Annotated in this window: 20 protein-coding genes and 1 pseudogene; 11 read left to right on the forward strand and 10 right to left on the reverse strand. The window is 61.5% G+C overall.

From position 1 onward, the window contains the following. Window positions 1-2: 2 nt before the first annotated feature. The gene (locus tag YY7_RS0120795; RefSeq protein WP_028164903.1) at window positions 3-431 is read right to left on the reverse strand and encodes a GlcG/HbpS family heme-binding protein; all 429 of its coding nucleotides are present in this window, start codon (window positions 429-431) and stop codon (window positions 3-5) included. Further along, window positions 424-3423, reverse strand: coding sequence for an FAD-binding and (Fe-S)-binding domain-containing protein (locus tag YY7_RS0120800; RefSeq protein WP_035690508.1), 3000 nt, complete (start codon window positions 3421-3423; stop codon window positions 424-426). Before YY7_RS0120800 ends, YY7_RS0120795 begins: the two co-directional genes overlap by 8 nt. A gap of 91 nt (window positions 3424-3514) precedes the next feature. On the opposite strand from YY7_RS0120800, the pseudogene YY7_RS65110 reads away from it, so the two are divergent. Continuing rightward, window positions 3515-3721, forward strand: a pseudogene (locus YY7_RS65110) (serine--glyoxylate aminotransferase); the annotation flags it as partial. Between the two features lie 222 nt (window positions 3722-3943). Here the strand turns inward: YY7_RS65110 and YY7_RS0120810 are convergent. Next, the gene (locus tag YY7_RS0120810; protein WP_028164905.1) at window positions 3944-4684 is read right to left on the reverse strand and encodes a GntR family transcriptional regulator; all 741 of its coding nucleotides are present in this window, start codon (window positions 4682-4684) and stop codon (window positions 3944-3946) included. Window positions 4685-4806: 122 nt separating this feature from the next. Between YY7_RS0120810 and YY7_RS0120815 the strand changes: the two genes are divergently transcribed. From YY7_RS0120815 to YY7_RS0120835, 5 genes are all read left to right on the forward strand, one after another. Beyond that, window positions 4807-6009, forward strand: coding sequence for a pyridoxal-phosphate-dependent aminotransferase family protein (locus YY7_RS0120815; protein ID WP_028164906.1), 1203 nt, complete (start codon window positions 4807-4809; stop codon window positions 6007-6009). Window positions 6010-6088: 79 nt separating this feature from the next. After that, window positions 6089-7372 (forward strand): MFS transporter, encoded by a 1284-nt coding sequence (locus tag YY7_RS0120820; protein ID WP_028164907.1) that lies wholly within the window; start codon window positions 6089-6091, stop codon window positions 7370-7372. Window positions 7373-7590: 218 nt separating this feature from the next. Further along, a complete protein-coding gene (locus tag YY7_RS0120825; RefSeq protein ID WP_028164908.1) occupies window positions 7591-8793 on the forward strand; it encodes a pyridoxal-phosphate-dependent aminotransferase family protein in 1203 nt (400 codons plus the stop codon). A 29-nt stretch (window positions 8794-8822) separates the two neighbouring features. Continuing rightward, window positions 8823-9620 carry an enoyl-CoA hydratase/isomerase family protein gene (locus YY7_RS0120830; protein WP_028164909.1) on the forward strand — a complete coding sequence of 266 codons (798 nt, stop codon included), beginning with the start codon at window positions 8823-8825 and terminating at the stop codon, window positions 9618-9620. 272 nt (window positions 9621-9892) lie between these two features. Then, complete coding sequence (locus tag YY7_RS0120835; RefSeq protein ID WP_051396823.1) at window positions 9893-10834, forward strand: Bug family tripartite tricarboxylate transporter substrate binding protein; 942 nt, start codon at window positions 9893-9895, stop codon at window positions 10832-10834. Window positions 10835-10865: 31 nt separating this feature from the next. Here the strand turns inward: YY7_RS0120835 and YY7_RS0120840 are convergent, their stop codons facing one another. Then, window positions 10866-11507 (reverse strand): class II aldolase/adducin family protein, encoded by a 642-nt coding sequence (locus YY7_RS0120840; protein ID WP_028164911.1) that lies wholly within the window; start codon window positions 11505-11507, stop codon window positions 10866-10868. Between the two features lie 100 nt (window positions 11508-11607). Between YY7_RS0120840 and YY7_RS0120845 the strand changes: the two genes are divergently transcribed. From YY7_RS0120845 to YY7_RS0120860, 4 genes are all read left to right on the forward strand, one after another. After that, the gene (locus YY7_RS0120845) at window positions 11608-12483 is read left to right on the forward strand and encodes an S-methyl-5'-thioadenosine phosphorylase (RefSeq protein WP_028164912.1); all 876 of its coding nucleotides are present in this window, start codon (window positions 11608-11610) and stop codon (window positions 12481-12483) included. Beyond that, the gene (gene mtnA, locus YY7_RS0120850) at window positions 12480-13577 is read left to right on the forward strand and encodes an S-methyl-5-thioribose-1-phosphate isomerase (RefSeq protein WP_028164913.1); all 1098 of its coding nucleotides are present in this window, start codon (window positions 12480-12482) and stop codon (window positions 13575-13577) included. The genes YY7_RS0120845 and mtnA overlap by 4 nt, the downstream gene beginning before the upstream one ends. Window positions 13578-13646: 69 nt before the next feature. Then, window positions 13647-14189: a tripartite tricarboxylate transporter TctB family protein gene (locus YY7_RS0120855; protein ID WP_028164914.1), complete on the forward strand. Its 543-nt coding sequence runs from the start codon at window positions 13647-13649 to the stop codon at window positions 14187-14189. A gap of 22 nt (window positions 14190-14211) precedes the next feature. Beyond that, entirely contained in the window at window positions 14212-15723 is a 1512-nt protein-coding gene (locus YY7_RS0120860; protein ID WP_028164915.1) for a tripartite tricarboxylate transporter permease, read from the forward strand. A 4-nt stretch (window positions 15724-15727) separates the two neighbouring features. On the opposite strand, the gene YY7_RS0120865 is transcribed toward YY7_RS0120860, so the two are convergent. Continuing rightward, complete coding sequence (locus tag YY7_RS0120865) at window positions 15728-16921, reverse strand: CaiB/BaiF CoA transferase family protein (RefSeq protein WP_028164916.1); 1194 nt, start codon at window positions 16919-16921, stop codon at window positions 15728-15730. A gap of 427 nt (window positions 16922-17348) precedes the next feature. Here YY7_RS0120865 and YY7_RS0120870 point away from each other — a divergent pair, with 427 nt between their 5' ends. Continuing rightward, window positions 17349-18806, forward strand: coding sequence for a hypothetical protein (locus YY7_RS0120870; RefSeq protein WP_028164917.1), 1458 nt, complete (start codon window positions 17349-17351; stop codon window positions 18804-18806). Between the two features lie 15 nt (window positions 18807-18821). Here YY7_RS0120870 and YY7_RS0120875 read toward each other — a convergent pair whose 3' ends face one another. The 5 genes from YY7_RS0120875 to YY7_RS0120895 form a co-directional block, all read right to left on the reverse strand. Continuing rightward, window positions 18822-20039 (reverse strand): glycosyltransferase, encoded by a 1218-nt coding sequence (locus YY7_RS0120875; RefSeq protein WP_028164918.1) that lies wholly within the window; start codon window positions 20037-20039, stop codon window positions 18822-18824. After that, window positions 20036-20809, reverse strand: coding sequence for a class I SAM-dependent DNA methyltransferase (locus YY7_RS0120880; protein WP_028164919.1), 774 nt, complete (start codon window positions 20807-20809; stop codon window positions 20036-20038). Before YY7_RS0120880 ends, YY7_RS0120875 begins: the two co-directional genes overlap by 4 nt. Continuing rightward, a complete protein-coding gene (locus tag YY7_RS0120885; RefSeq protein WP_028164920.1) occupies window positions 20806-21927 on the reverse strand; it encodes a DegT/DnrJ/EryC1/StrS family aminotransferase in 1122 nt (373 codons plus the stop codon). Before YY7_RS0120885 ends, YY7_RS0120880 begins: the two co-directional genes overlap by 4 nt. Further along, window positions 21924-22370: a cupin domain-containing protein gene (locus YY7_RS0120890; protein WP_028164921.1), complete on the reverse strand. Its 447-nt coding sequence runs from the start codon at window positions 22368-22370 to the stop codon at window positions 21924-21926. The genes YY7_RS0120885 and YY7_RS0120890 overlap by 4 nt, the downstream gene beginning before the upstream one ends. A gap of 118 nt (window positions 22371-22488) precedes the next feature. Then, complete coding sequence (locus YY7_RS0120895) at window positions 22489-23667, reverse strand: CgeB family protein (protein ID WP_028164922.1); 1179 nt, start codon at window positions 23665-23667, stop codon at window positions 22489-22491. Window positions 23668-23797 lie beyond the last annotated feature (130 nt).

Raw genomic sequence — 23797 nt, forward strand, 5'->3', positions numbered from 1 at the left:
GACTATCCCGGATTCGCCTTGAGTCCGGCTGCTTCGATGCCCGCGATCGCGCAGATCTCATCGTTATCCGAAGTATCGCCGCTGACGCCAACGGCACCAAGCAGCGTGGTGCCATCCAGAACGAGTACGCCGCCGGGCACCGGTACCAGGCGGCCCTGCGCCAGCGCATTCACCGCGCCGATGAAATAGGCCTGCTCCTGCGCGCGCTGAAACAATGCCCGTGATCCCATGCCGAGCGCCAGCGCGCCGTAGGCTTTCCCATGCGCGATCTCGGCGCGCATCAGGCTGGTCCCGTCCTGCGCGGCGGTCAGTTTGACCGCGCCGCGCGCGTCGAGGATGGTGATGACCAGGGGCTTGAGCTTTTTCTCGATGGCCGTAGCAAGCGCGGCGTCAAGGATCTTTCGGGCAACATCAAGCGTAAACTCAGTCATGGAGGGGTTCCTTTACGGGGGTAGAGTGACCTTCGGATTTCGCGCGATCCAGGCTCATGGCCAGCACGCGCGCGACATGGAGCGGAGAACGTGCAGTGCCATCCTTGATCTGGTGTCGGCACGAGGTGCCGTCAGCAACAATCAGCGTCGTGTCGTCGGCGCGGCGCACTGCGGGAAGGAGAGAGAGTTCAGCCATATCGATCGAGGCTTGGTAGGTGTCAGCGCCGTAGCCGAACGCGCCGGCCATGCCACAACAGCTCGACTCGATGCTTTCGACAGTCAGGTTCGGGACAAGGCGCAGCACTTTTTCGACAGGTTTGAACGCGCCGAATGATTTCTGGTGACAATGGCCGTGGACCAGGGCCTTGTTGGCGATGGCGCCAAGCGGCAGCCGCAAGCGGCCAGCCTCCGCTTCGTGCACCAAGAACTCCTCAAAGAGCAGCGCATGGGCGCTGATGTTTCTTGCGATTTCGTCGGAACGCAATGAGAGCAGTTCGTCGCGCAGCGTCAAAAGGCAGCTCGGTTCTAGGCCGACGATCGGCACGCCGCGCGCTGCGAAAGGCGCGTAGGTGGCGACCAACCGGTCCAATTCGGTGCGAGCCTGATCCACCATGCCGGCCGAGAGAAAAGTGCGTCCGCAGCAAAGCGGCCGGGCGCGATCGATGGGCCTCGGGACATGAACGCGGTAGCCGCCGTCCACGAGCACACGCAGCGCGGCATCGAGGTTCTCGCGCTCATAGGCGCGGTTGAAGGTATCGGCGAACAGAACCACTTCATGGCCCTGTTCCGGACCAAAGACTTCCGCGTCCGTCTTGAAGACATCGCGCCGGAATGCCGGCAGCGATCGCTTCGAACTGATGCCCGCGAACCTTTCGAACAGCGCTCGTAACGATCTACTGCTGTTGCGCCAATTGGCTAATGGCGCAAAGCGCGACGCAAGACCCGCATAACGGGGCAAATAGCCAACCAGCCGGTCGCGGAGCGAGAGCCCGTGCTTCGCCGCTCGCGCAGCCAATACCTCGATCTTCATCTTGGCCATGTCGACCCCAGTCGGACACTCATGACGACAGGCCTTGCATGAGACGCAGAGCTTTAGCGTCTCCATCATCTCGTCCGACGAAAGCGCGTCGGGTCCCAACTGCCCAGACATGGCCAGCCGCAACGTGTTGGCGCGTCCGCGCGTAACGTCCTTCTCGTTGCGTGTCGCGCGATAGGACGGGCACATCACGCCGCCCTCAAGCTTCCGGCAAGCGCCGTTATTGTTGCACATTTCGACGGCACCCTGGAAACCGCCGCCGGCGCCGGGATAGGCCGACCAGTCGAGTACGGTCTTCGGTTCGTTGACTTTGTATCTCGGCGAGTAGCGAAACAACGAACGGTCATCCATCCTTGGTGGATCGACGATCTTGCCGGGGTTCAGCACACCGTTCGGATCGAACCGATGTTTGATCTCCCTGAAATCGGCGACAATGCGCGAGCCGAACATCGTCTCGTGAAATTCCGACCGCACCAGGCCGTCGCCATGCTCGCCGGAATGCGAGCCCTTGTATTCGCGCACCAGGGCAAACGCCTCTTCGGCGATGGCGCGCATCGCCTTGACGTCCTTTTCGAGCTTGAGGTTAAGCACGGGGCGGACATGCAGACAGCCTTCGGAGGCGTGAGCGTACATCGTGCCGCTGGTGCCGTGCCTGGCGAACACGGCGTTGAGCCGGTCGGTGTATTCAGCGAGATGCGGCAACGGCACCGCGCAATCCTCGACGAAGGAGACCGGCTTGCCTTCCTGCTTCATCGACATCATGACGTTGAGCCCGGCGGCACGGAAGTCGGCGATAGCGCTTTGCAGGGCGGGTTCGACGATTTCGACCACGCCACCCCATTTGCGCGGCGGCTTGTCCCAGCCGAAGCCGAGATCTCCCATCAACTCGCCCAGTTGCTTCAGCCGCGTGAGATTTTCAGCCTGATCCTCCTCAGCGAATTCCACCACCAGGATCGCATCGGGATCCCCGCGCACGGCGGAGGCGATGACCGGTTTGAACATCGCGATATCCCGGCCGAGCGCGATCATGGTGCGGTCGACCAGTTCGACTGCGATCGGCCGCAGCTTGACCAGATGCTGGGCTGCGTCCATCGCCTCGTAGAAGCTGCCGAAATGACAGACGCCTAGCACCTTGTTGCGGATTGTCGGCCACAGCTTGAGCTCGACTTTGGTGGTGAAGGCGAGGGTACCCTCGGATCCCACCAGCAAATGCGCCAAGTTGTTCGGCGCATTGCGCGGCACCAGCGCATCGAGATTATAACCGCCGACCCGGCGCTGCACTTTCGGGAATTTGTCTGCGATTTCGGCTGCCTCACGCTCGCCGAGATCGAGCATGTCCCGGAAGAGTGTCAGCCCGCTGTCCGGTGAATTCACCTGCGCGAGATCCCGCGGCACTTCGCTGAAATGCAGGAGCGTGCCGTCGGCAAGCGCGGCATCCATCGACAGCGTATTGTCGCGCATGGTGCCGTAGCGCAGCGAGCGCCCGCCGCAGGAATTGTTGCCCGCCATGCCACCGATGGTGGCGCGCGAGGCGGTGGAGACGTCGACCGGAAACCACAGCCCGTGCTTCCTGAGCTGGCGGTTGAGATCGTCGAGCACGATGCCCGGCTCGACCACGCAGGTCCGGTTCTCCACGTCCAACGATAGGATTTTATTCAGGTGCCGCGAGAAGTCGATCACAACGCCGTGGTTAACGGTTTGGCCGCATTGCGAGGTGCCGCCCCCACGGGGAGTCACGATCCGGCCGGCGTCGCGCGCGATCGTCAGTGCCCGCAGCGCCTCGTCCATAGTTCGGGGAACCACCACGCCCTCGGGCACGATCTGGTAGAACGAGGCATCGGTCGCGTAGCGTCCGCGGCTGAAGGCGTCGAAAAGCACATCGCCTGTGATCTCGCGGGCCAAGCTCTTAGCGAGCGCGCTGCTGTCGGCCGTTTTTTGGGTCTGTTCGGCTTTCATTGCCGCCGCCGGTCGGTTCTCGTGCATTGCACCATTCTCTTGCCTTCCAAGGACCGGCTTGGCAAGGCAAAGCCCTGCTTCTTATGCATTGATGGGCACCGTTGGGCGAGGGACAAGCCCGCAAAATGGTGATATTCGAGCGGCTCGCGACGCCAAGCTAGACCGGGAAGGACGCCTCATGACCCTGCATACTGGACGGCATTTTCTGCAGATTCCGGGACCGACTAACGTGCCGGATCGGGTTCTGCGCGCCATGGACATGCCGACCCTGGACCACCGCGGTCCCGAATTTGCAGAAAATGCCGTCCAGTATGCAGGGTCATGAGGCGTCGGTCGCGTAGCGTCCGCGGCTGAAGGCGTCGAAAAGGACGTCGCCGGTGATATTTGACCGCAGCTGGCGCTCAAGCGGTGACGCGTTCTTCATCCTAAATTCCGTCGAGGAGGGCCGTTCCGCAAATCTCCAGCTAATAGATGCAATTTATTTCCGGTTGGCGTCAATTATGAATTCATAATGTGCTAGCTAACCGTCGACAGCTTCGGCGGTCGGGCCTTCCGGTGTGCAGCCGAGGTGCTCGACTGCCGCGGTCCGCTTGTTGCGAAGGTGCTGGAACAGGGTGTCGCTCAGTTCGCTGCCGGCCCGGCGGCGAAGCGCGTCCAGGATCGCCTCGTGCTCGCGCATCGCTTCGGCCCAACGCTGCCGTTTACGTGCGAAGTTGGCGGAGTAGCGCACGCGGCGGATTCGGCCGGCCAAGTTGGCATAGATGGTGCGCAAGGTCTCGTTGCGGGAGACCGCGACGATCCGTTCGTGGATACGTTGGTTGACCTGGAAATAATTGTGCATGTCGCGGTGCAGGTAGTAGCCGTACATTTCGTAGTGTAGGCGCTCAATCTCGGCGATTTCCTCATCGGTGATGGTCTCGCATGCAAGTCGCCCTGCGAGGCTCTCGAGGCCGCCCATCACGTCAAACAGTTCTTCCAGATCGCGCTTGCCAAGCTGGCGCACGCGCGCCCCTCTATTGGGCAGTAGTTCAATCAGCCCCTCGGCGGCCAAGACCTTGAGTGCCTCGCGAAGGGGGGTGCGGGAAACTCCGAATAACTCGCACAGCTGCCGCTCGGGTACCCGGTCGCCGTCCGGAATGTTGCCTTCGACCACATAGTCGCGAAGGCGCGACAGGATCTCCCCGTGAAGCGAGAGTTCGGGGCTGCCGTTGTCGGCAATTTGGGCGATTGCCATCTCGGATTCGGGAATCGTCGATTTCATAGGGGTAACAATAGTTCGCAGAATCACCAGCGTCGATGGTCGGAATTGCATATAGAATACCATTTACATGCAAAAAAATGAATGCAAAAATATGCTTCATGTTGCCAGAATGGAGGTCCGTTATGCGGCAAGGACGGCATTTTCTGCAGATTCCGGGCCCCAGTCCCGTTCCCGATCGCATTCTCCGGGCAATGGACATGCCCGTCATCGATCACCGAAGCGCCGAATTCGGTCAACTCGGGCGCACCGTGCTGGAGGGCTCCCAGAAGATTTTCCAAACCTCCGGACCGGTGGTGATTTTCCCGTCATCGGGCACCGGCGCCTGGGAGGCCGCGATCGTCAATACGTTGTCGCCGGGGGATAAGGTGTTGATGGTGGAGACCGGCCATTTTGCCACTCTGTGGCGCCAGATGGCCGCGCGCTGGGGGATTGATGTCGACTTCATACCCGGCGATTGGCGCCGCGGCGCCGACCCGGCCGCCATCGAAGACAGGCTCGCTCGTGACACGTCCCATGCGTTGAAGGCTGTGATGGTCGTTCACAACGAAACCTCAACCGGCGCGACCAGCCGGATCGGAGAGATCCGCGCCGCGATGGACCGCGTCGCTCATCCGGCCCTGCTGATGGTCGACACCATCTCCTCGCTGGGCTCAGTCGACTACCGGCACGACGAATGGAGGGTCGATGTCAGCGTCAGCTGCTCGCAAAAGGGATTCATGCTGCCGCCGGGCCTCGGATTCAACGCTATGTCGGACAAGGCTCGCACCGCCGCGAAGAGCAACAAGATGCCGCGGTCATACTGGGATTGGGAGGAAATGCTGAAGCCGAATGCAAACGGCTTCTTCCCGTATACGCCGGCAACTAACCTCCTCTACGGCTTGCGCGAAGCGATCGCAATGCTGATGGAGGAGGGGCTCGCCAACGTGTTCGCCCGCCATCAGCAGCTCGCGGCCGCGACACGAGCGGCTGTCAATCACTGGGGTCTGGAAGTGTTGTGCCAGGAGCCAAAAGACTTTTCTCCGGTGCTCACCGCCGTGCTGATGCCACCAGGCTATGACGCAGATCAATTCCGCAAGGTGGTGCTCGATAATTACAACATGTCACTCGGCTCTGGATTGTCGAAGGTGGCGGGCAAGGTGTTCCGTATCGGGCATCTCGGCGAATGCAATGAGCTGACCTTGCTTGCAGCGCTGACGGGCGTGGAGATGGGCTTATCGGCCGCGGGCATTCCGCACCGGGCCGGCGGCGTCGACGTCGCGATGAAGCTTCTTGAACAGCGCGCCGAGGGCAATTCCGCGACACACCTCAAAGTCGTCGGCAGCTAAGGCTTCCTCTCCTCAAGCTAACGTATCGCCGCGGGCGCGCGGCGATACGAACAAGCCATAAAGCTCAGGGAGGTCGAACTTGAAGTTCCGATTCAAGGCGACACATGTCGTGCTCGCGATGCTGTGCGCGATGTATTTTATCACCTATGTCGATCGCGTGAATATTGGCACCGCGGCCAGCGAGATTCAGAGGGAGCTAGGCCTCACCAACACGCAGCTAGGCCTTGTATTCTCCGCCTTCGCCTATCCCTACTTGCTGTTCCAGATCATCGGTGGCTGGGTCGGCGACCATTTCGGGCCACGCAAGACGTTGTTCTGGTGCGGCATGATCTGGGCTGCGGCAACGATCATGACCGGTTTCGTCACTGGCATCGTGTCGTTGTTCATCGCGCGTGTCGCATTGGGGTTCGGCGAAGGTGCGACCTTTCCGACAGCAACGCGCGCGATGCAGTATTGGACGCCATCGGACAAGCGTGGCTTCGCCCAGGGGCTAGCGCACGCCTTTGCGCGACTGGGCAACGCTGCAACGCCGCCCTTGATCGCGCTGCTGATAAAGTGGCTGACCTGGCGTGGATCCTTTATCGCCTTGGGGTTCGTAAGCCTCGTCTGGGGCATCGCCTGGGCCGGGTATTTCCGGAACGAGCCAAGGGAGCATGCGCGGATCACCGAGGCTGAACTTGCGTCATTGCCGCCCCGTCCGACCGGACCCCGGCCACAGGTGCCGTGGTCACCGCTCCTGCGGCGGATGTGGCCGGTCACGCTGACCTACTTTTGCTACGGCTGGTCCCTGTGGCTCTACCTCAACTGGCTGCCGCTTTTCTTCAAGAACAACTTTGGCCTCGATATCAAGAAATCGGCGCTGTTCGCTTCAGGCGTCTTCTTCGCCGGCGTCGTCGGCGATAGCGTGGGCGGCATTCTGTCCGACCGCATCCTCAAGCGCACCGGCAGCATCCGCTTCGCCCGTCTGAGCGTAATCATCGCTGGGTTTGCCGGAGCGCTTGCCTCATTGCTCCCAATCTTGTTCATCCATCAGATCACGGTCGTGGCCCTGTGCCTGTCTTCTGGCTTCTTTTTCGCGGAGCTTGTGATTGGTCCGATATGGTCGATACCGATGGACATCGCGCCGAAATATTCAGGCACGGCCTCCGGCATCATGAACACTGGCTCTGCGTTCGCCGCCATCATCTCGCCACTTGTCGCCGGCTTTGTCATCGACGCAACGGGCAATTGGTATCTGCCATTTTTGATGTCGATGGGACTTCTGACGCTCGGCGGTTTTTCGGCGTTCATGATGCATCCCGAGCAACCGTTCGATGAGATCGCGGTCGGCGTCCCGGTCGGAAAGGCGGTGGCTGCGGAATGATGCTAGGGCCCGCAACCGGCGGATCGTGCCAACAACGGGCTAGCGGCAGCGGTCCTTCGCAGATGCCAAAATCGCCTGCCGACCGCGGCCGGACGGGCCCTGTCTTGCTTGTATATTGATTATGCATTGACGGGTACCGCGCAGTGAGGGACAAGCCTGCCCGAAGAATGCTATTCGAGCGGCGCGAAGCGCCAAGACTAGACCGGGAAGGACGGCTCATGACCCTGCACACTGGACGGCATTTTCTGCAGATTCCGGGGCCGACCAACGTGCCGGACCGGGTCCTGCGCGCCATGGACATGCCGGCCTGGGACCATCGCGGCCCTGAATTTGCCGAGCTCGGTTTTGCGGTTCTGGCCGGCATGCAGCGCCTGTTTCGCACCAAGCAGCCCGTCGTCATCTTTCCCTCGTCCGGAACTGGTGCCTGGGAAGCCGCGATCGTCAACACCCTATCGCCGGGCGACAAGGTCCTGATGGCCGAGACCGGGCAGTTCGCGGTGCTCTGGCATGGCATCGCCAGCAGGTTCAAGCTCGACATCGATTTTATTCCGGGCGATTGGCGTCATGGCGCGGACATTGGCGAGATCGAGGCGCGGCTTGCAGCCGATCGTGCGCACAAGATCAAGGCGGTCATGGTCGTGCACAATGAGACCTCGACCGGTTGCGTTACGCCGCCACTCGAGGTTCGCAGGGCAATGGACCGCGTCAAGCATCCCGCGCTCCTGATGGTCGACACCATCTCCGGCCTCGCTTCCATGGAATATGAGCACGACGCTTGGGGTATCGATGTTTCCGTCGCGGGCTCGCAGAAGGGCATGATGCTGCCGCCGGGTCTCGGCTTCAACGCCGTGTCGGAAAAGGCGCTCGCGGTGGCAAAGGCCAATTCATCATCGATGCGCTCCTACTGGGACTGGCAGGAGGTGATTGCTATCAACAAGGCCGGCACCTGGCCTTATACGCCGGCAATCAACCTTCTGTTCGGGCTGAGGGAAGCCGTCAAGATGCTCGAGGAAGAAGGCCTTGAAAACGTGTTCGCCCGCCACAAGCGCCACAGCGCGGCTACCCGTGCGGCGATGAAGGTGTGGGGGCTCGAGACCCAGTGCCAGGATCCCCAAGCGCATTCGCCGGCCCTGACTGGCGTGGTGATGCCGGAAGGCCATGACGCCGACAATTTCCGCAAGGTGGTGCTCGAAAACTTCGACATGTCGCTTGGTACCGGCCTCAACAAGATCAAGGGCAAGGCTTTCCGGATCGGCCATATCGGGCACTTCAACGACCTGATGCTGATGGGGACGCTGTCGGGCGTCGAGATGGGACTGGACCTGGCCAACGTGCCACATCGTAGCGGCGGCGTGTTGGCGGCGATGGAGGTGCTCAAGCGGCGCGATGTCTTGCCGATGCCGAAGGCCGCAGTCGCCTGAGCTGGTCCAATAGCAACGGAGAGATCGCCATGAACGCCCCGGTCACCGCCAGCGAAGACCTGATCTATTCCCTCGAGGACGGGATCGCCAAGATCACTTTCAACCGGCCGCAGGCACGTAACGCCCTGACCTTCGCGATGTACGAGCAGATGGCGTCGATCTGCGAGACCATCAATGGGGACCGCTCGATCAAGGCGCTGATCCTGACTGGCGCCGGTGATAAGGCCTTTGCCTCGGGTACCGATATCTCGCAATTCCGCGCTTTCAAGACCGCGCAGGACGCGCTTGACTATGAAGCGCGGATCGACCGTGTGCTCGGCGCTCTTGAGCAGTGCCGCGTGCCCGTCATCGCGGCGATCGCCGGTGCCTGTACGGGCGGCGGCGCCGGGATTGCGGCCTGCTGCGACATCCGGATCGGCACCGAAGCGACGCGGATCGGGTTTCCAATCGCACGTACGCTCGGTAATTGCCTCTCGATGTCGAATATTTCGCGCATCGTCGCGCTGGTCGGTCCGGCGCGCACCAAGGATATGATTTTCAAGGCCCGCTTAGTCGAGGCGCCGGAAGCACTTGCGCTCGGCTTGCTCAATGAAGTCGTACCCGACGTCGCGACCTTGCAGCGCCGCGCTGACGAGACCGCAAAGCTCATTGCGAGCCATGCGCCGATCACGCTCGAGGTGACCAAAGAGGCCGTGCGCCGCATCCGCCGTACGCTGTCGCGCGATGAGGGAGAGGATCTGATCCTGCGCGCCTATATGAGCGAGGATTTCCGGGAGGGCATGGACGCCTTCCTCAACAAGCGCACGCCGAACTGGAAGGGCAAGTAGGTATCATCGTCTTTCCGTGAGATCGACGCTGGGCGGACGCTGCCGCGAGCCGACGTCGCGTGGACGGGCTCGCGGAGAGGGCCGAATTCTTTCGCTCTTACAATCTCATCCCAAAGTCAGTAGCAATGTGGTCGTTCGCGGCTTGAACTTCGCGTTCCCAGTCCGCAGAATGGCGATGCAGGCACGCCCCTGATGTGCCAATCTAAATAAAGACATAGGGAAGAGACGTGAGACATTTTGCAGGAGCCGCGACCGCTCTGGCGGCCGTTCTTATGACCGCGCCGGCACTTGCCGCTTGGGAGCCGACCAAACCCGTCGAGATCGTCGTCGCTGCCGGAGCCGGCGGCGCCTCCGACCAGATGGCGCGCATGATGCAGGCAGCGATCCAGAAGAACAATCTGATGAAGCAGCCGATGGTGGTTTCGCTCAAGGGCGGCGCATCGGGCGCCGAAGCGCTGATGTACATGAAATCGAGCGAGGGTGATCCAAACAAGGTGCTGATCGCCTATTCCCTGATTTACATGCTGCCGCTGTCGGCGAAAATTCCGTTCAACTGGCGTGACCTCACTCCGGTATCGGTAGTCGCAATGGATCAGTTCGTCTTGTGGGACAACGCGTCGGGTCCAAAGACGGTGAAGGAGTTCATTGCGGCGGCGAAGGCCGCATCTTCACCGTTCAAAATGGGCGGCACCGGCTCCAAGCGCGAGGACCATGTGCTCACCGTGTTCATGGAGCAGAAGACCGGCGCAAAATTCTCTTATTTGCCCTACAAGTCTGGCGGAGAGGCGGCGACGCAATTGGTCGGGAATCACACCGAAGCCAACGTCAACAATCCATCTGAGAATCTGGAAGTCTGGCGCGCCGGCCAGGTGCGCGCGCTCTGTGTCTTCGACAAGGAGCGCATCTCCTACAAGACCAAGGTCACCGAAACGCAATCCTGGAACGACATCCCGACCTGCAAGGAAGAGGGGCTCGACGTCCAATACCTGATGCTGCGGGCGATGTTCCTGCCGGGCAAGGTTACGGCCGAGCAGCAGGCATTCTATGTCGACCTGTTTCAGAAAGTAACGCAAACGCCGGAATATAAGGATTATATGGAAAAGCAGGCGCTGAAGCCGATCTTCCTCACCGGCAAGGACATGGTGCAGTTCCTGGAGGAAGACGACAAGCTCAACGCTTCGCTTATGAACGAAGCGGGCTTCATCGCCAAGTAACGCGTCACGGCAGCAGTCGGCTTCCCCGCTCTCATTTATCCGCGTGGCCGTAGCCGGCCATGCGGACACGCACATTTTCGATCTCTTCGGTCGGCAGCAGACGCGGCTTCCCGATCTGCAGACAGCCGTGGTACTGCCGCGCCAGCGTTTCGACCTCGACCGCGAGCCACATGGCCTTCGCAAGCGATGGCCCGACGGCGATCATGCCGTGATGTTCGAGGAGGCAGGCCAGCCTTCCATCGAGCGCCTTGACCGCATGCGCCGAAAGTTCCTGCGTTCCGAATGTGGCGTAGGGCGCACAGCGGATCGTGTCGCCGCCGGCGCACGCGACCATGTAGTGGATCGGCGGGATCTCCAGACCCATGATGGCGAGGATCGTGCAATAGGTCGGGTGGGCGTGAACCACGGCGTTTATGTCCGGGCGAGCGCGCAGGATGTCCAGGTGGAAGCGCCATTCGCTCGATGGCCGCTGCGCCGGATCAAATGAGCCGTCGAGACCCATATAGACGATCTGCTCGGGCCGCATCGTCTCATAGGAGACGCTGGTCGGAGTGATCAGCAGGCCGGCCTCATGCCGCAGGCTCATGTTGCCCGAAGTGCCCTGGTTGATGCCGAGCGCATTCATGCGCAGGCAGGCATCGATGATGGATTGGCGTTTTTCCTTGTCGTTCATGGTTAACCTATCAAACGCCGTTTACGGCCCCTCGAGAATGCTTGATTATTGCGTCGCAGTATAGTCGAACGTTACTTCGAAAATCTGATCGGGAGAGGCCATGACCAGCGCCGTGCTAGGCATTATCGGCGGATCCGGCATCTATGACTTGCCGGGTCTTGAAAACGTCCGCGAGGAGGCGATCAGGAGCCCCTGGGGCGAGCCCTCCGCGCCGCTCCGCTTTGGCACCATTGCCGGCCTGCCGATCGTGTTCCTGCCGCGGCACGACAAGGGGCACCGCCTGTCCCCCTCCGACATCAACTACCGGGCCAATATCGATGTGCTGAAGCGGGCGGGGGTTACCGATTTGGTGTCGCTGTCGGCCTGCGGATCGTTCAAGAAAGAATTGCCGCCTGGCACTTTCGTGATCATCGATCAGTTCGTCGACCGCACCTACAAGCGCGAAAGCTCGTTCTTCGGCAAAGGCTGCGTCGCTCATGTCTCGATGGCGCATCCGGTATCGCCGCGCTTGCGCATTCATCTGGCGGCCGCCGCAGAAGCCGAAGGCATTCCCTTCGCGCGCAGCGGCACCTATCTGTGCATGGAAGGCCCGCAATTCTCCAGCCTTGCCGAAAGCCTGACGTACAAGGAACTCGGCTACGCGGTGATAGGCATGACCAATATGCCTGAGGCGAAGCTCGCTCGCGAAGCGGAGATTTGCTACGCGAGCGTCGCGATGGTGACCGACTTCGATTGCTGGCATCCGGATCACGATGCGGTGACCGTGCAAGACATCATTCGCGTGCTTAGTTCAAATGCCGAGAAAGCCAAGGCGCTGGTGGCGCGCCTGGCAAAGGATTTTCCGCGCGAGCATGAGCCGTGCCCGATCGGCTCCGATCGCGCGCTCGAGACCGCGCTGATCACGGCGCCCGAGGCGCGCGATCCGGAACTGCTCAGGAAGCTCGACGCGGTAGCAGCGCGGATCCTGCGTTCATGAAAGTCGATGGCCGGCATTTCCGCAGCATTTGGCTCGAGCCCGACGGCTGGTCCGTCGGGGCTATCGATCAGCGGCGGCTGCCGCATGAGTTTGTCATCGCGCGCCTGACGAGCGCGGAGGAGGCTGCGGACGCAATCCAGACTATGCTAGTCCGCGGTGCGCCGCTTATCGGTGCTACCGCCGCTTACGGCATGGCGTTGGCCATGCACGCTGATCCGTCCGACGTGGCGCTCGATTGCGCATACAAGCTGCTGATCGCGACCCGGCCGACGGCCATCAATCTGAAATGGGCGCTCGACGAGATGGCGGCTGTGCTTCGTCCGCTGGCGCCGTCCGTCCGCAGCGAGGCGGCTTACAAGCGTGCCAGCGAGATCGCTGATGAGGACGTCGGGATCAACCAGGCGATCGGCAGCCACGGCCTCGAAGTCATCGAGGCGATCGCTGCCAAGAAAGCCGGCGGCACCATCAACATTTTGACGCACTGCAACGCGGGCTGGCTGGCTACCGTCGATTGGGGGACGGCGACGGCACCGATCTACCGGGCTCATGACATGGGACTCAGCGTTCATGTCTGGGTCGACGAAACGCGTCCGCGCAATCAGGGGGCCTCACTCACCGCCTGGGAACTCGGCCACCATGGCGTCCCACACACCATCATCCCCGACAACACGGGGGGCCATCTGATGCAGCACGGCATGGTCGATCTGGCGATCGTTGGAACCGACCGGGTCGCAGCCAATGGCGATGTCTGCAACAAGATCGGTACCTACCTGAAGGCGCTCGCCGCGCGCGACAACAGCGTGCCATTCTATGTTGCACTGCCGTCGCCGACTATCGACTTTAGTATCAATGATGGCCGGGAAATTCCGATCGAACAGCGTGCAGCAAGCGAAGTGACGCATATGAGTGGGCGTACGGCGGATGGACGAATTGAGATGGTGCGTGTGGTCCCCGAGGGCTCGCCGATCGCTAATTACGGCTTTGACGTCACGCCGGCGCGCCTGGTGACTGGTTTGATCACCGAACGCGGCGTGGTCCGGCCCGATCATGCTGCACTTGCGAGCGCGTTCCCGGAGCGGACCGGCAGGCGTTGAGCGCTAGATTGACGCCGGTTGCGGCAGCACGTATCCACGCTGGAGCGCCCGTCCGAACCGTCTGCCTCCATGTCCAACACCGATATCGAAATCGTCGTCGACGATCCGACTGCGCCGGAAGCTAATTCACCCGCGGTGACCAGCAATCGCGTCGTGGACGCTGTCGCGTCGCTCGTGTTGCTCGCGCTTGCCGTCACGCTCGGATGGGATAATTGGCGCACCGGCGCGGCGTGGGATGCGACCGGCCCCGAGCCGGGCTACTTCCCGTTCTACCTTTCGATCGTTCTTGGCGGCGCCAGCCTCTACGGGCTGCTTGCAGCGATCTTCTCGCGCAAGGAAGCTTCCGAGATCTTTGTGACACGGGCACAGCTTCGCCGGGTCATGGCGGTGTTCGTGCCGACGGTCTTGTTCTGTCTCGCCACGCAATTCCTTGGGCTCTATGTTGCGAGCTTCCTCTTGATCGCTGGCTTCATGCGCTTTGTCGGCAAGATCGCGGCGTGGAAGTCTCTGCTCACCGCTTTCATCTTCACCGCCGCGATGTTCGTGACGTTTGACATCGCCTTCGACGTCATCATGCCGAAGGGCCCGCTCGAAGCGGCCCTTGGCTACTAATCGATCGGCGGGACTTTCAGTCATGGAAGCTTTTGGCCTGCTCCTTCACGGCTTCGCCGTTCTCCTCACCTGGAAAACGCTGTTACTGATGATGGTCGGGCTCGTGCTCGGCATTTTCGTCGGCGTACTGCCGGGGCTTGGTGGGCCGAATGGCGTGGCGATCCTGTTGCCGTTGACGTTCACGATGGACCCGACCTCGGCCATCGTGATGCTATCCTGCATCTACTGGGGGGCACTGTTCGGCGGCGCCATTACCTCGATTCTGTTCAATATTCCCGGCGAAGCCTGGTCTGTAGCGACCACCTTCGACGGCTATCCGATGGCGCAGCAGGGCAGGGCGGCGGAAGCGCTGACGGCGGCCTTCACCTCGTCTTTTATAGGCTCGCTGGTCGCGGTGCTCCTGATCACGTTTCTGGCGCCGATGATCTCGTCATTCGCGCTGAAGTTCGGGCCACCGGAATTCTTTGCGGTCTATCTCCTGACCTTCTGCTCGTTTGTCGGCCTTGGCCGCGAGGCAAAGCACAAGACCGTCATCTCGATGTCACTTGGTCTTCTGCTTGCCGGCATCGGCATGGATACCGTGTCCGGCCAGCTCCGCATGACCTTCGGCTCTACCGAGTTGCTCCGCGGCATCAACTTCCTGGTCGCGGTGATCGGCCTGTTCGGCATCAGCGAAATCCTGTTGACAATGGAAGAGCGCCTGGCGCTGCGCGGCCATGCTGCCGGCATCAGCCTGCGCGTGGTGCTGTCGGTCTGGAGAGACCTGCCGAAATACTGGGTGACGCTGGCGCGGTCGTCCTTCATCGGCTGCTGGCTTGGAATCACGCCGGGCGGCGCGATCGCTGCGTCGTTCATGGGCTACAACCTCGCCAAACGCTTTGCCAAGGACCAGGACAGTTTTGGCAAGGGCCGTATCGAGGGTGTGTTCGCGCCGGAAACGGCGGCGCATGCGTCAGGCACCTCGGCGTTGCTCCCGATGCTTGCGCTCGGAATTCCCGGATCGGGAACCGCCGCCATCTTGCTCGGCGGCCTGATGGTGTGGGGGCTTAATCCAGGGCCGCTCTTGTTCGTCGAGCACAAGGATTTCGTCTGGGGCCTGATTGCCTCGATGTATCTCGGCAACGTCGTTGGCCTCGTCCTGGTGCTGACGACGGTGCCAATCTTCGCCTCGATCCTGCGCGTGCCGTTTGCGGCGGTTGCGCCGATGATCGTGGTGTCGTGCGCGATCGGCGCTTACGCGATCCAGAATGCCATGTTCGACATCTGGCTGATGCTGGGCTTTGGCGTGGTCGGTTACGTCTTCAAGAAGATCGGGATTCCGCTGGCGCCGTTCACGCTCGCGCTCGTGCTCGGCAACCGTGCGGAGGATGCGTTCCGGCTATCGATGATCGGCTCCGGCGGCGATATGAAGGTGTTCTGGTCGAATGGCCTCGTCGGCTCGATCACGACGCTCGCAATCATCCTGTTGTTCTGGCCCTTGATCGACAAGGCGCTCAGCGGCGCCACTCGCCGGCTGCGGCCGGCGAAGGCGTAAAGCCTCACACGACTTTGCGCTGCCTGAGCTCGGCGATCTCATCCTTGCTGAAGCCGAACTCCGCCAGCACTTCATCGGTCTGCTCGCCGAATTCGGGCGGGCGCGCCGCCATCGTGCTTGGCGTCCGCGACAGCGTCACCGGTTGGCCCACCAGTCGGATGTGGCGGTTCTCTGCGTTCGGCACGTCCTGGGCGATGCCGAGATATTTCACTTGCGCATCCTCGAACATCTGGTCGATGGAATAGATCGGACCGCAGGGCACGCCGGCTGCGTTCAGCTCATTGACCCAGGTCTCGGTGGATTTCTTCTGCGTCAGCTCGTTGATCCTCGCGTTGAGCGCGTCGCGGTTCTTGGAGCGTGCCGGCGCCGTGGCATAGTCGGGATCGCTGATGAGTTCGGGCGCCCCGATCGCCTGTGCGCAGCGTTCCCAGATGCGTCCGCCTGTCGTGGCGATGTTGATGTAACCATCCGACGTCTTGAACACGCCGGTGGGGATCGACGTCGGGTGGTTGTTCCCGGCCTGCTGCGCCACTTCCTTTTCCATCAGCCAGCGCGCGGCCTGGAAATCCAGCATGAAGATCTGCGCCTGCAACAGCGAGGTTTGTACCCATTGACCCTCACCCGATACGTCGCGTTCCAGGAGCGCCGTGAGGATGCCGATCGCACAGAACAGGCCGGCGGCAAGGTCGGCAACGGGAATACCGACCCGCATTGGGCCGCCGCCGGGCGCGCCGGTCACTGACATCAATCCGCCCATGCCCTGCGCGATCTGATCGAAGCCCGGGCGTTTATGGTAGGGCCCGTCCTGGCCGAAGCCGGAGATGCTGCCATAGACAATGCGCGGATTGATCTGGCGGAGACTCTCGTAGTCGATGCCGAGTTTGGCTTTGACATCAGGCCGGAAATTTTCAACCACAACGTCAGCCTGTTCGGCTAGCCGCTTGAATACTTCGAGGCCTTTCGGATCCTTGAGATTGAGCGTCATCGCGCGCTTGTTGCGGTGCAGGTTCTGGAAGTCCGAGCCATGCCGTGGGCCGCCCGGTTGCTCGCCGCCGGCGTCCTCCGTCAATGCATCGATCTTGATGACATTGGCACCCCAGTCCGCGAGCTGCCGCACACAGGTGGGGCCGGAGCGGACGCGGGTGAGGTCGAGAACTGTGAATCGGGACAGGGCTTGCGATGCATGCGGGACGGGCATTACGGGGACTCCGGATCGAACGGCGGCGCTACAATAGCGCCGGACAACCTCCCGGCAAGGTCTGCCTCCCGCCAGCAACGGCATGGCGGACTTGATGTTTTGAGTGGCTTGGCGGGGATCGTAAGGGAAGGCGGCCGGGATCTGTTTTAGGGACACCCCGCAAGGCCGGGTGCGCTTTTCATGTTCGGGTGGCTGCTCCGCGCCAGTGGCCTCTAGTCCATGAGAGGCCGCTTGCCGCATGTTTTGGCGCGAGGGCCAAGTATCGACATCCCATCGGGTTGCTGCTAGCCCCCTCTGTACGCCAAAGGGGTCCCCGGACTTGATCGAAGAGCCAAACGCGCGCGGCAGAGAGAACGTCCCCGCGGGCATTTCGCCCCCGACCCGGGCACGACGGCTGCTTGCGGGTTGGTCCGCCAGCATTTTCCAGATGATGCTCGGGATCATCCAACAGGTCGCGCTGGTTCCTGTCTTTCTGCATTTCTGGAGCGGCGAAGAGCTGGCCGCCTGGTTCGTCATCTATGCGATCGGCAACCTTGTGCTGGTTGCTGATGCCGGCCTGCAGCTTCGTGCCATCAATCGCTTCTTCTCATTCAAGTCCAGCGTTGATTGCGACGGCCGCACCACGACATTCTATGCTGCGATAATGCGGCTCTACCTCTGGCTTAGCGTCCTGCTCGTCGGTCTGGTGCTGGCAGCGGCGCTGGCTGTTTCGCCGTCCACGGTGTTCCGGTTCGAGGCGATCGAGAATTTCGATGCTGCCTTTGTGGCGATGACGGCGGGTATGCTGCTCACGCTTCCGGCGGGTCTGGTGTCGGCACTCTATCGGGCGCAGGGCCTGTACGGCCGGGCTGTCTGGTTGCAGAGCTTCGGAACGCTGATCGGACAGGTCGCGCAGTTGGTTGCTATTGTCGTGACAGCGAGCTTGTTTGCCGTCACGTTCGCCTATGTCGCGATGCAGATATTGATTGCGGTCTATCTGATCACCATCGATGCGCCGCGCTTGCATCCATTCCTGCGCAAGGCGCGGGGCAGACGTCCCATGCGCTGGATGGTCGGTCAGCTACGCAAGGCGGCGCCGTTCGGAATCGCTGGCGCGACCGAGCTGGCGCTGATGAACCTGCCGGTGCTTCTGGTCAGCGCGCTGGTAGCCGATCGCGTCGCTGTCGCACAATGGGGATTGATCCGCGTTGCGGCTGGGCTATTGCGGGCGCTCTGCCTGCAGGTAACTCTTCCGCTGGCTGCTGAACTCGGCCACGACTATGCTGTTGGTGCGACCGAACGGTTGCGCGCGCTCTATGCCCGCGGTTCGGTATTTGTGGCGGTGCTCGCCAGTGCGGTCGTGTCGGGACTGTTGCCGTTCTGGCCTGATTTCTTCGTGCTCTGGACCCGCGGCACCATTCCCTACGATCCGTTGCTGGCAAAGACGATGCTGATCGGCACCAGCGTGGCCGCGCCCGCGATTTTGGCGTTAAGCTATGCCAATTACAGCAACCGGGCCGATCTTCTTGTACGCAGCAAGGGGCTGCAGCTCATTGTCTTTCTCGTGCTATCGCTGCTGCTGATCCCTCAACTGGGCCCGCTCGGCGCGGCGGCCGCGATCGTGGCGAGCGATCTCCTGGTTCAGTTCGGTCTGTTGACGCTTGTCATCATGCGTCAAACGCTCATGCATCCATTCCGTCACCTGGCGTTTCTGGCGGGGGTAATGGGTGCGACGATAATCGCAGGCTGGGGGTTGGGAATTATGATCCGCTCCATGATATCCTGGACCGGCATGCAGCGCTTCTTCGCGGAATGTGCGATCTGGCTGGTGGTTGCAGGCGTGGCGGCGATCCCGTTGCTGATCGGAAATATCCGCGAAAAGATAATCGCGACGATCCCCCGATAGGATCGTCCGTGGTCCTCAATAGATCCGAGGGTAGCGGCGGTACCGCAGTCTCAGAAGGTGCTGCGCGAACTCGCGATGTCCGTCGTCAATCTGGCGCGCAAAATATTCGAGCCTCTCTTTGCCCGCGGTGGCGAGCCGGGCACGTTCCTCGGGTAGGCTGGCCTTGACGATGGCTTCCGCCAGCGAAGCGGGATTGTCGTAATCGAACAGGATGGCGGCATCGCCTGCTTGTGCCTTGAACGCTTCGGGATAGATCACGGGCGTGCCGACCGACCAGGCTTCGAGCGGCGGCAGATTGGTCGGACCGAAGTAGCTTGCCATCACCAGCGCCGCTGCGTTGCGATAGAGCGGGCCGAGTTCGATAGAGGGAACAAAGCCGAGGATGCGCACGCGGTCGCCGAGGCCGAGTTCTGCGGCCAAGGCTTCGATTGCACTGCGCGAACCTCGATCCGATCCGCATAGCGCCAGGGTTGTGTGTATCCCCCGATCTCGGAGCAAACTCATCGCCAGCAGGACCGTTGCGTGATTCTTATGAGACCAGAACTGGGCCGGGTAGAAGAGATAGCCGGGCTCAAGCCCGTACTTGCGCAGGATCGCGCCGTCCGCATCCGTTTGCTCGCCAGCCTCACTCGACCGTGTCACATAAGGCGATGGGGAGAACGGGATACAAACCGCGCGATCCCGCTCCATCGCATAGCGACGGCACAGCGCGTCAATTACCTCCTCGGCGTTGGCGACAACCAAAGCTGCCTTGGTGCTGGCGCTGCGAAAGACGATTTCGCGGCGTTCGAACTCGGCGAATTCGCGCGCCTCGTCGAATTCCGGCGAATCGCGGTGGCAACCGTCGAATATCGTGACGATGAAAGGCAGCTTGTAGAGCACGAGTTGCCAGTTCGACGTCGTCAGGAAATAGACGATGTCGACCTGCTTCCGGATCAGCCGCTTTTCAAAGGGCGGACACAGATGCAACGCGTACTGCAGGAGATCGAACCATCCGCAGTATTTCAGGAACAGGAACAACCGGTCGAACCAGCCAATCCGCAACAGCTTGGCCTCGATGCCGAGTTCAGCCAGGATGGCGATATTGTTCGGCTGAGTAGTGAAGACGGTCACACCAATGTCGGCCGTCTTCGCCCAGCCGCGCAGCCATGTGATATCGCTAAGCCCTTGCTGGAAGCCGCCGCCAACCTCGAGCGGCAACTCCAGCACGACGCCAACGTGAAACTGCCTCACGGTTGAACCGTCTTTTTTCTGGCGATGGAATAAGCTGCCCAGTCTCGCGAGTTCGGCGGGCTGGTCGTCGACAGCCACGCATAGTGACCGATTGGTTCGAAACCGGTCGCGCCGAGAAGCGCCTCGACCTCGAACGGAAACCAGTAGCGGAGGTGGTGTGCTTCGTCGATCCGATGGATCGTCGATTGCGCAATGTCCTCGCAGAACAGCGTGTAGTTGACCTGAACGGTCGCGCTGGCCTCGTTATGGTTGGATTGGGCGATCCGGGTGACGCGCAGTGGCGCGCGTTCAACGACCTTGACACGGGTTTCAACGCCTTGCGCGAGTACGGCGCCGCCATACCAATAGTCGAACAGGAGAATACCGCCCGGCTTGAGTGCGATGGCCGCACTCGCCAGCATGTTCTGAAGTCTTCCCCGGCTGGTCTGGTAGCTTGCCACATGGAACAGGGCGACCGCGGCGTCGAAATCCCGCTCCGGGCCGGATTCACAGACGTCCCCCTGCCGGAATCGAACGTGTTCCGAACCGCCTCCCGTGCGCGCCTCGGCCCGGCGGATCATGTCTGCGCTGATGTCGACCCCGGTGACTGTCCATCCCATGCGCGCGAATTCATGGGCGTGTACGCCGGTGCCGCAACCGAGATCGAGCAACGTACCGGGCGTAGCGCCATGACGACGGAGTTGCACGTCCACAAAGGATGCTTCCGCGGCATAATCCTTGTCCTGATAGAGGAGGTCATACCACGGCGCGTAGCGTTCGAAGGCGCTCAAGCAAGGATCTCCTTCAGCGCCTGTGCGGATCGCACGATCTGGTCGTCCGTCAATCCAAGGCCGCTCGGGAGATAGAAGCCGCGGCGCGCGATCCGCTCCGCGTGAGGATGCGAGTCGCTCGCGAACAGGCCGGCTCTGCGCAGGACGGGCTGTTCATGCATGCACCAAAAGAAGGGACGGGTGCCGATGCCCTTGCCGGCAAGCCGACGCATCGCTTCCTTGGCGTCGAACTCGACCGCGTCTTTCAGGACGACGCCGTACACCCAATAGACGTTGTCAGCGTAATTGGTGCGGGGGATAGGGCGCTGGATCAGATCGAGCCCTTCCAGGAGCTCGTCATAGCGTCGGCCGGTCCGGCGCTTGATGTCGATCATCTCGCCCAGCCGTTCGGTCTGGGCGACGCCGAGCGCGGCCTGCAGGTTGGTCATGCGCGCGTTCCATCCAAGCTCTTCATGGACGAAACGCTGCTCGGGCTTGAAGCAGAGGTTGCGGAGGCTGCGCAGCCGGTCGGCGAGTTGCGCGTCATCGGTCAGGATCATGCCGCCTTCGCCCGTCGTGACGTGCTTGTTCGGATAGAAGCTGAACGTGCTCGCGTCTCCAAAGCTGCCGCAGGGCTGGCCGCGATAAGTCTGGCCGTGCATCTCGGCAGCGTCCTCGATCACGCGAAGGTCATGCTTGCGCGCAAGTTCAAGGATCGGGTCGAGGTCGACCGGCAGGCCGTAGATGTGCACCAGCATGATTGCGCGGGTTTTCGGGGTGATCGCTGCTTCTACTGCGTCCGCGGTCATATTCCAGGTGTTCGGATCGCAGTCGACCACGACGGGAACAAGTCCGGCGCGGATCACCGCGGATGCGCAACTGATGATCGTAAACGTCGGGATGATGACTTCGCTGCCCGGCTCGAGCGAAAGCGCGTGAACGGCAATATCGAGCGCAACGGATCCGTTGGTGACGGCAATGCCGTGGCGCCGTCCCGCGATCTGCGCCATCGCCGCCTCAAACCGCGGAATGAATGGGCCTTCCGAAGATATCCATCCGGTGCGAACGCACTCGGCCAGATATTCAGCTTCGTTTCCGTTCAGGAGCGGCGTGTTGACTGGAACGAAATCCTGCGTCACGCAACCGGACCCTTGATCCGCCTCACAGCCGCTGGCGCCTCGGGGAAGCGCGTCTTGTCGCCTTCGCCCGCGTAGGGGCCCTGCTTGATTTCAATCATCTCGAGCGGTTCCAGCACCTCGAATCCGTGCGCACCGCTGCACAGAAGAATGATGTCCCCGGCCGAGAGCACGCGGCTCTCCAGATATTCTTCGCTCTCGGTGTAGAAGTCGACCTGCAGCTTGCCTTTCTGGATCACCAGCACTTCCTGGGTGTAGTGAACCTCGCGCGTCACCTTGTTGTGCCGATGCGGCGCAATGCTCTTGCCCTGGGGGTGGCTCATATAGGCAAGCTGCTGCGACAATTCGGGTGTGGAGAAAAACGTGATCCCCGGTTCCCGAAAGGAGGCGCGAACGATGATCGCGTAGAGCTGATCGTTAAAGCGACAGTGTTCGACGCTATCCATCGGCTGGCCGAAAAAGGTGAGTAAAATCAACCGCAAAGCGGCTATTTTGAGGGCAATGTGGCTGCTTTGCCCCCCGGCGTCAAGGAAATATTCCGTCCATCCCGTCGCGCCGGAGTGGTCACGAATTTTCGACGGCGGCCAGGATTGCGCGGGTACGTTCGCGGTAATTATGCGCTGTCAGCGTGCGGCGCTGACCGGCAGCAGCAATTTCCTTTCGTGCCGCATCGTCGGCGAGATATCGGTCGATCTTTTCAATGCACTCGTCGATGGAGCGCCACGCCACGACTTCGCGGTCAAGGTCGAACAGCGTGTGCAGATTGTCCTTGAAGTCAGTAAGCAGGAACGTGCCGACGCCGGTCGCTTCGAAAAGCCGCACATTTCCGGCCTCCTGGCCGGCCATGTCGATGTGGGAGTTCAGCGTGATGCGCGACCGCCGCAGGGCCTGATACATCTCAGTGCCCCAGGCCTCGCCTTGAAAGCAGCGATGCAGCGGAGAGGAGGCGGGGAGGCCCGGCGCGATATTGCCGAACAGCTTGAGATCGTAACGCGCGGCAACTGCCTCCAATAGCGCGATCCGTTGCTGATGATCGGCCGAGACGGTGCCGACGAAGGAGATGTCGATGTCCATGACGGGTGGGGGCGGTAACGCATCGTTTACGGTGGGCTCGAAGGCGAGGTGACTCACTTCGGCGCGGACGCCGAGGCTACGAAAAAACGCGACCGTGGCCGCCAGTTGGGAGATCAGCAGGTCGTAGACCCGCCAGTCCTCGCCGCGGGTCGGCGAGATCCCGATCTGGCCAACAAGTTTAGGCTTGCCAATTCCCTTGATGCGACGCATCAGCGCCGTGTCGATATGAAACGTGTCCTGGTTCAGCACCAGATCCGGCCTGAAATCCTCGATTTGGGCGAGCAGGATTTTTTCTGCCTGTGCGTCGAGCTTCGGGCTGAGTCCAATCTTGCGAGCGAACGGCCTCAACATCGGCTTGAACGGCGCGACCGCCTGCAGCAGCCAAGCAGGAAGCCTGTTGCTGGCGCCCATGGTTGGCTTGGTGACGGCCGCGGCCATGCCATGCTCCCGCGCCCAGGCTGCCTGTAGCCAGGGGTTGTTGACGTGGATCTCCGCCGCTGAATGGTCCCAGGCTTCGAAATTTCTCGAGTAGAAATCGGCGACGCCGAACAGGCTCCGGTTGCGCGCGCTCATTTGCCCGGCGTAGGACGCATTCGCAAGGCCAGCCTCGCGGCGATAGAGCCAGGCCAGGAAGCTTGGGTAGTCCGCATTGAGGACGAGTATCCGCATGGTTCCCCAGAACTGTAATCCTTAGCTGTATCCTTGCCCATCCAGATCATTAGGCATAGTTCTTGCCAAGGGCCGACGCATGCATCGGTTTTCGATCGTCAATACGCGCCCGACTAGTCAGACGAAGATT

Origin of the sequence: Bradyrhizobium elkanii WSM2783, assembly GCF_000472865.1 — a bacterium.
In the GTDB taxonomy this organism is placed as follows: Bacteria; Pseudomonadota; Alphaproteobacteria; order Rhizobiales; family Xanthobacteraceae; genus Bradyrhizobium; species Bradyrhizobium elkanii_A.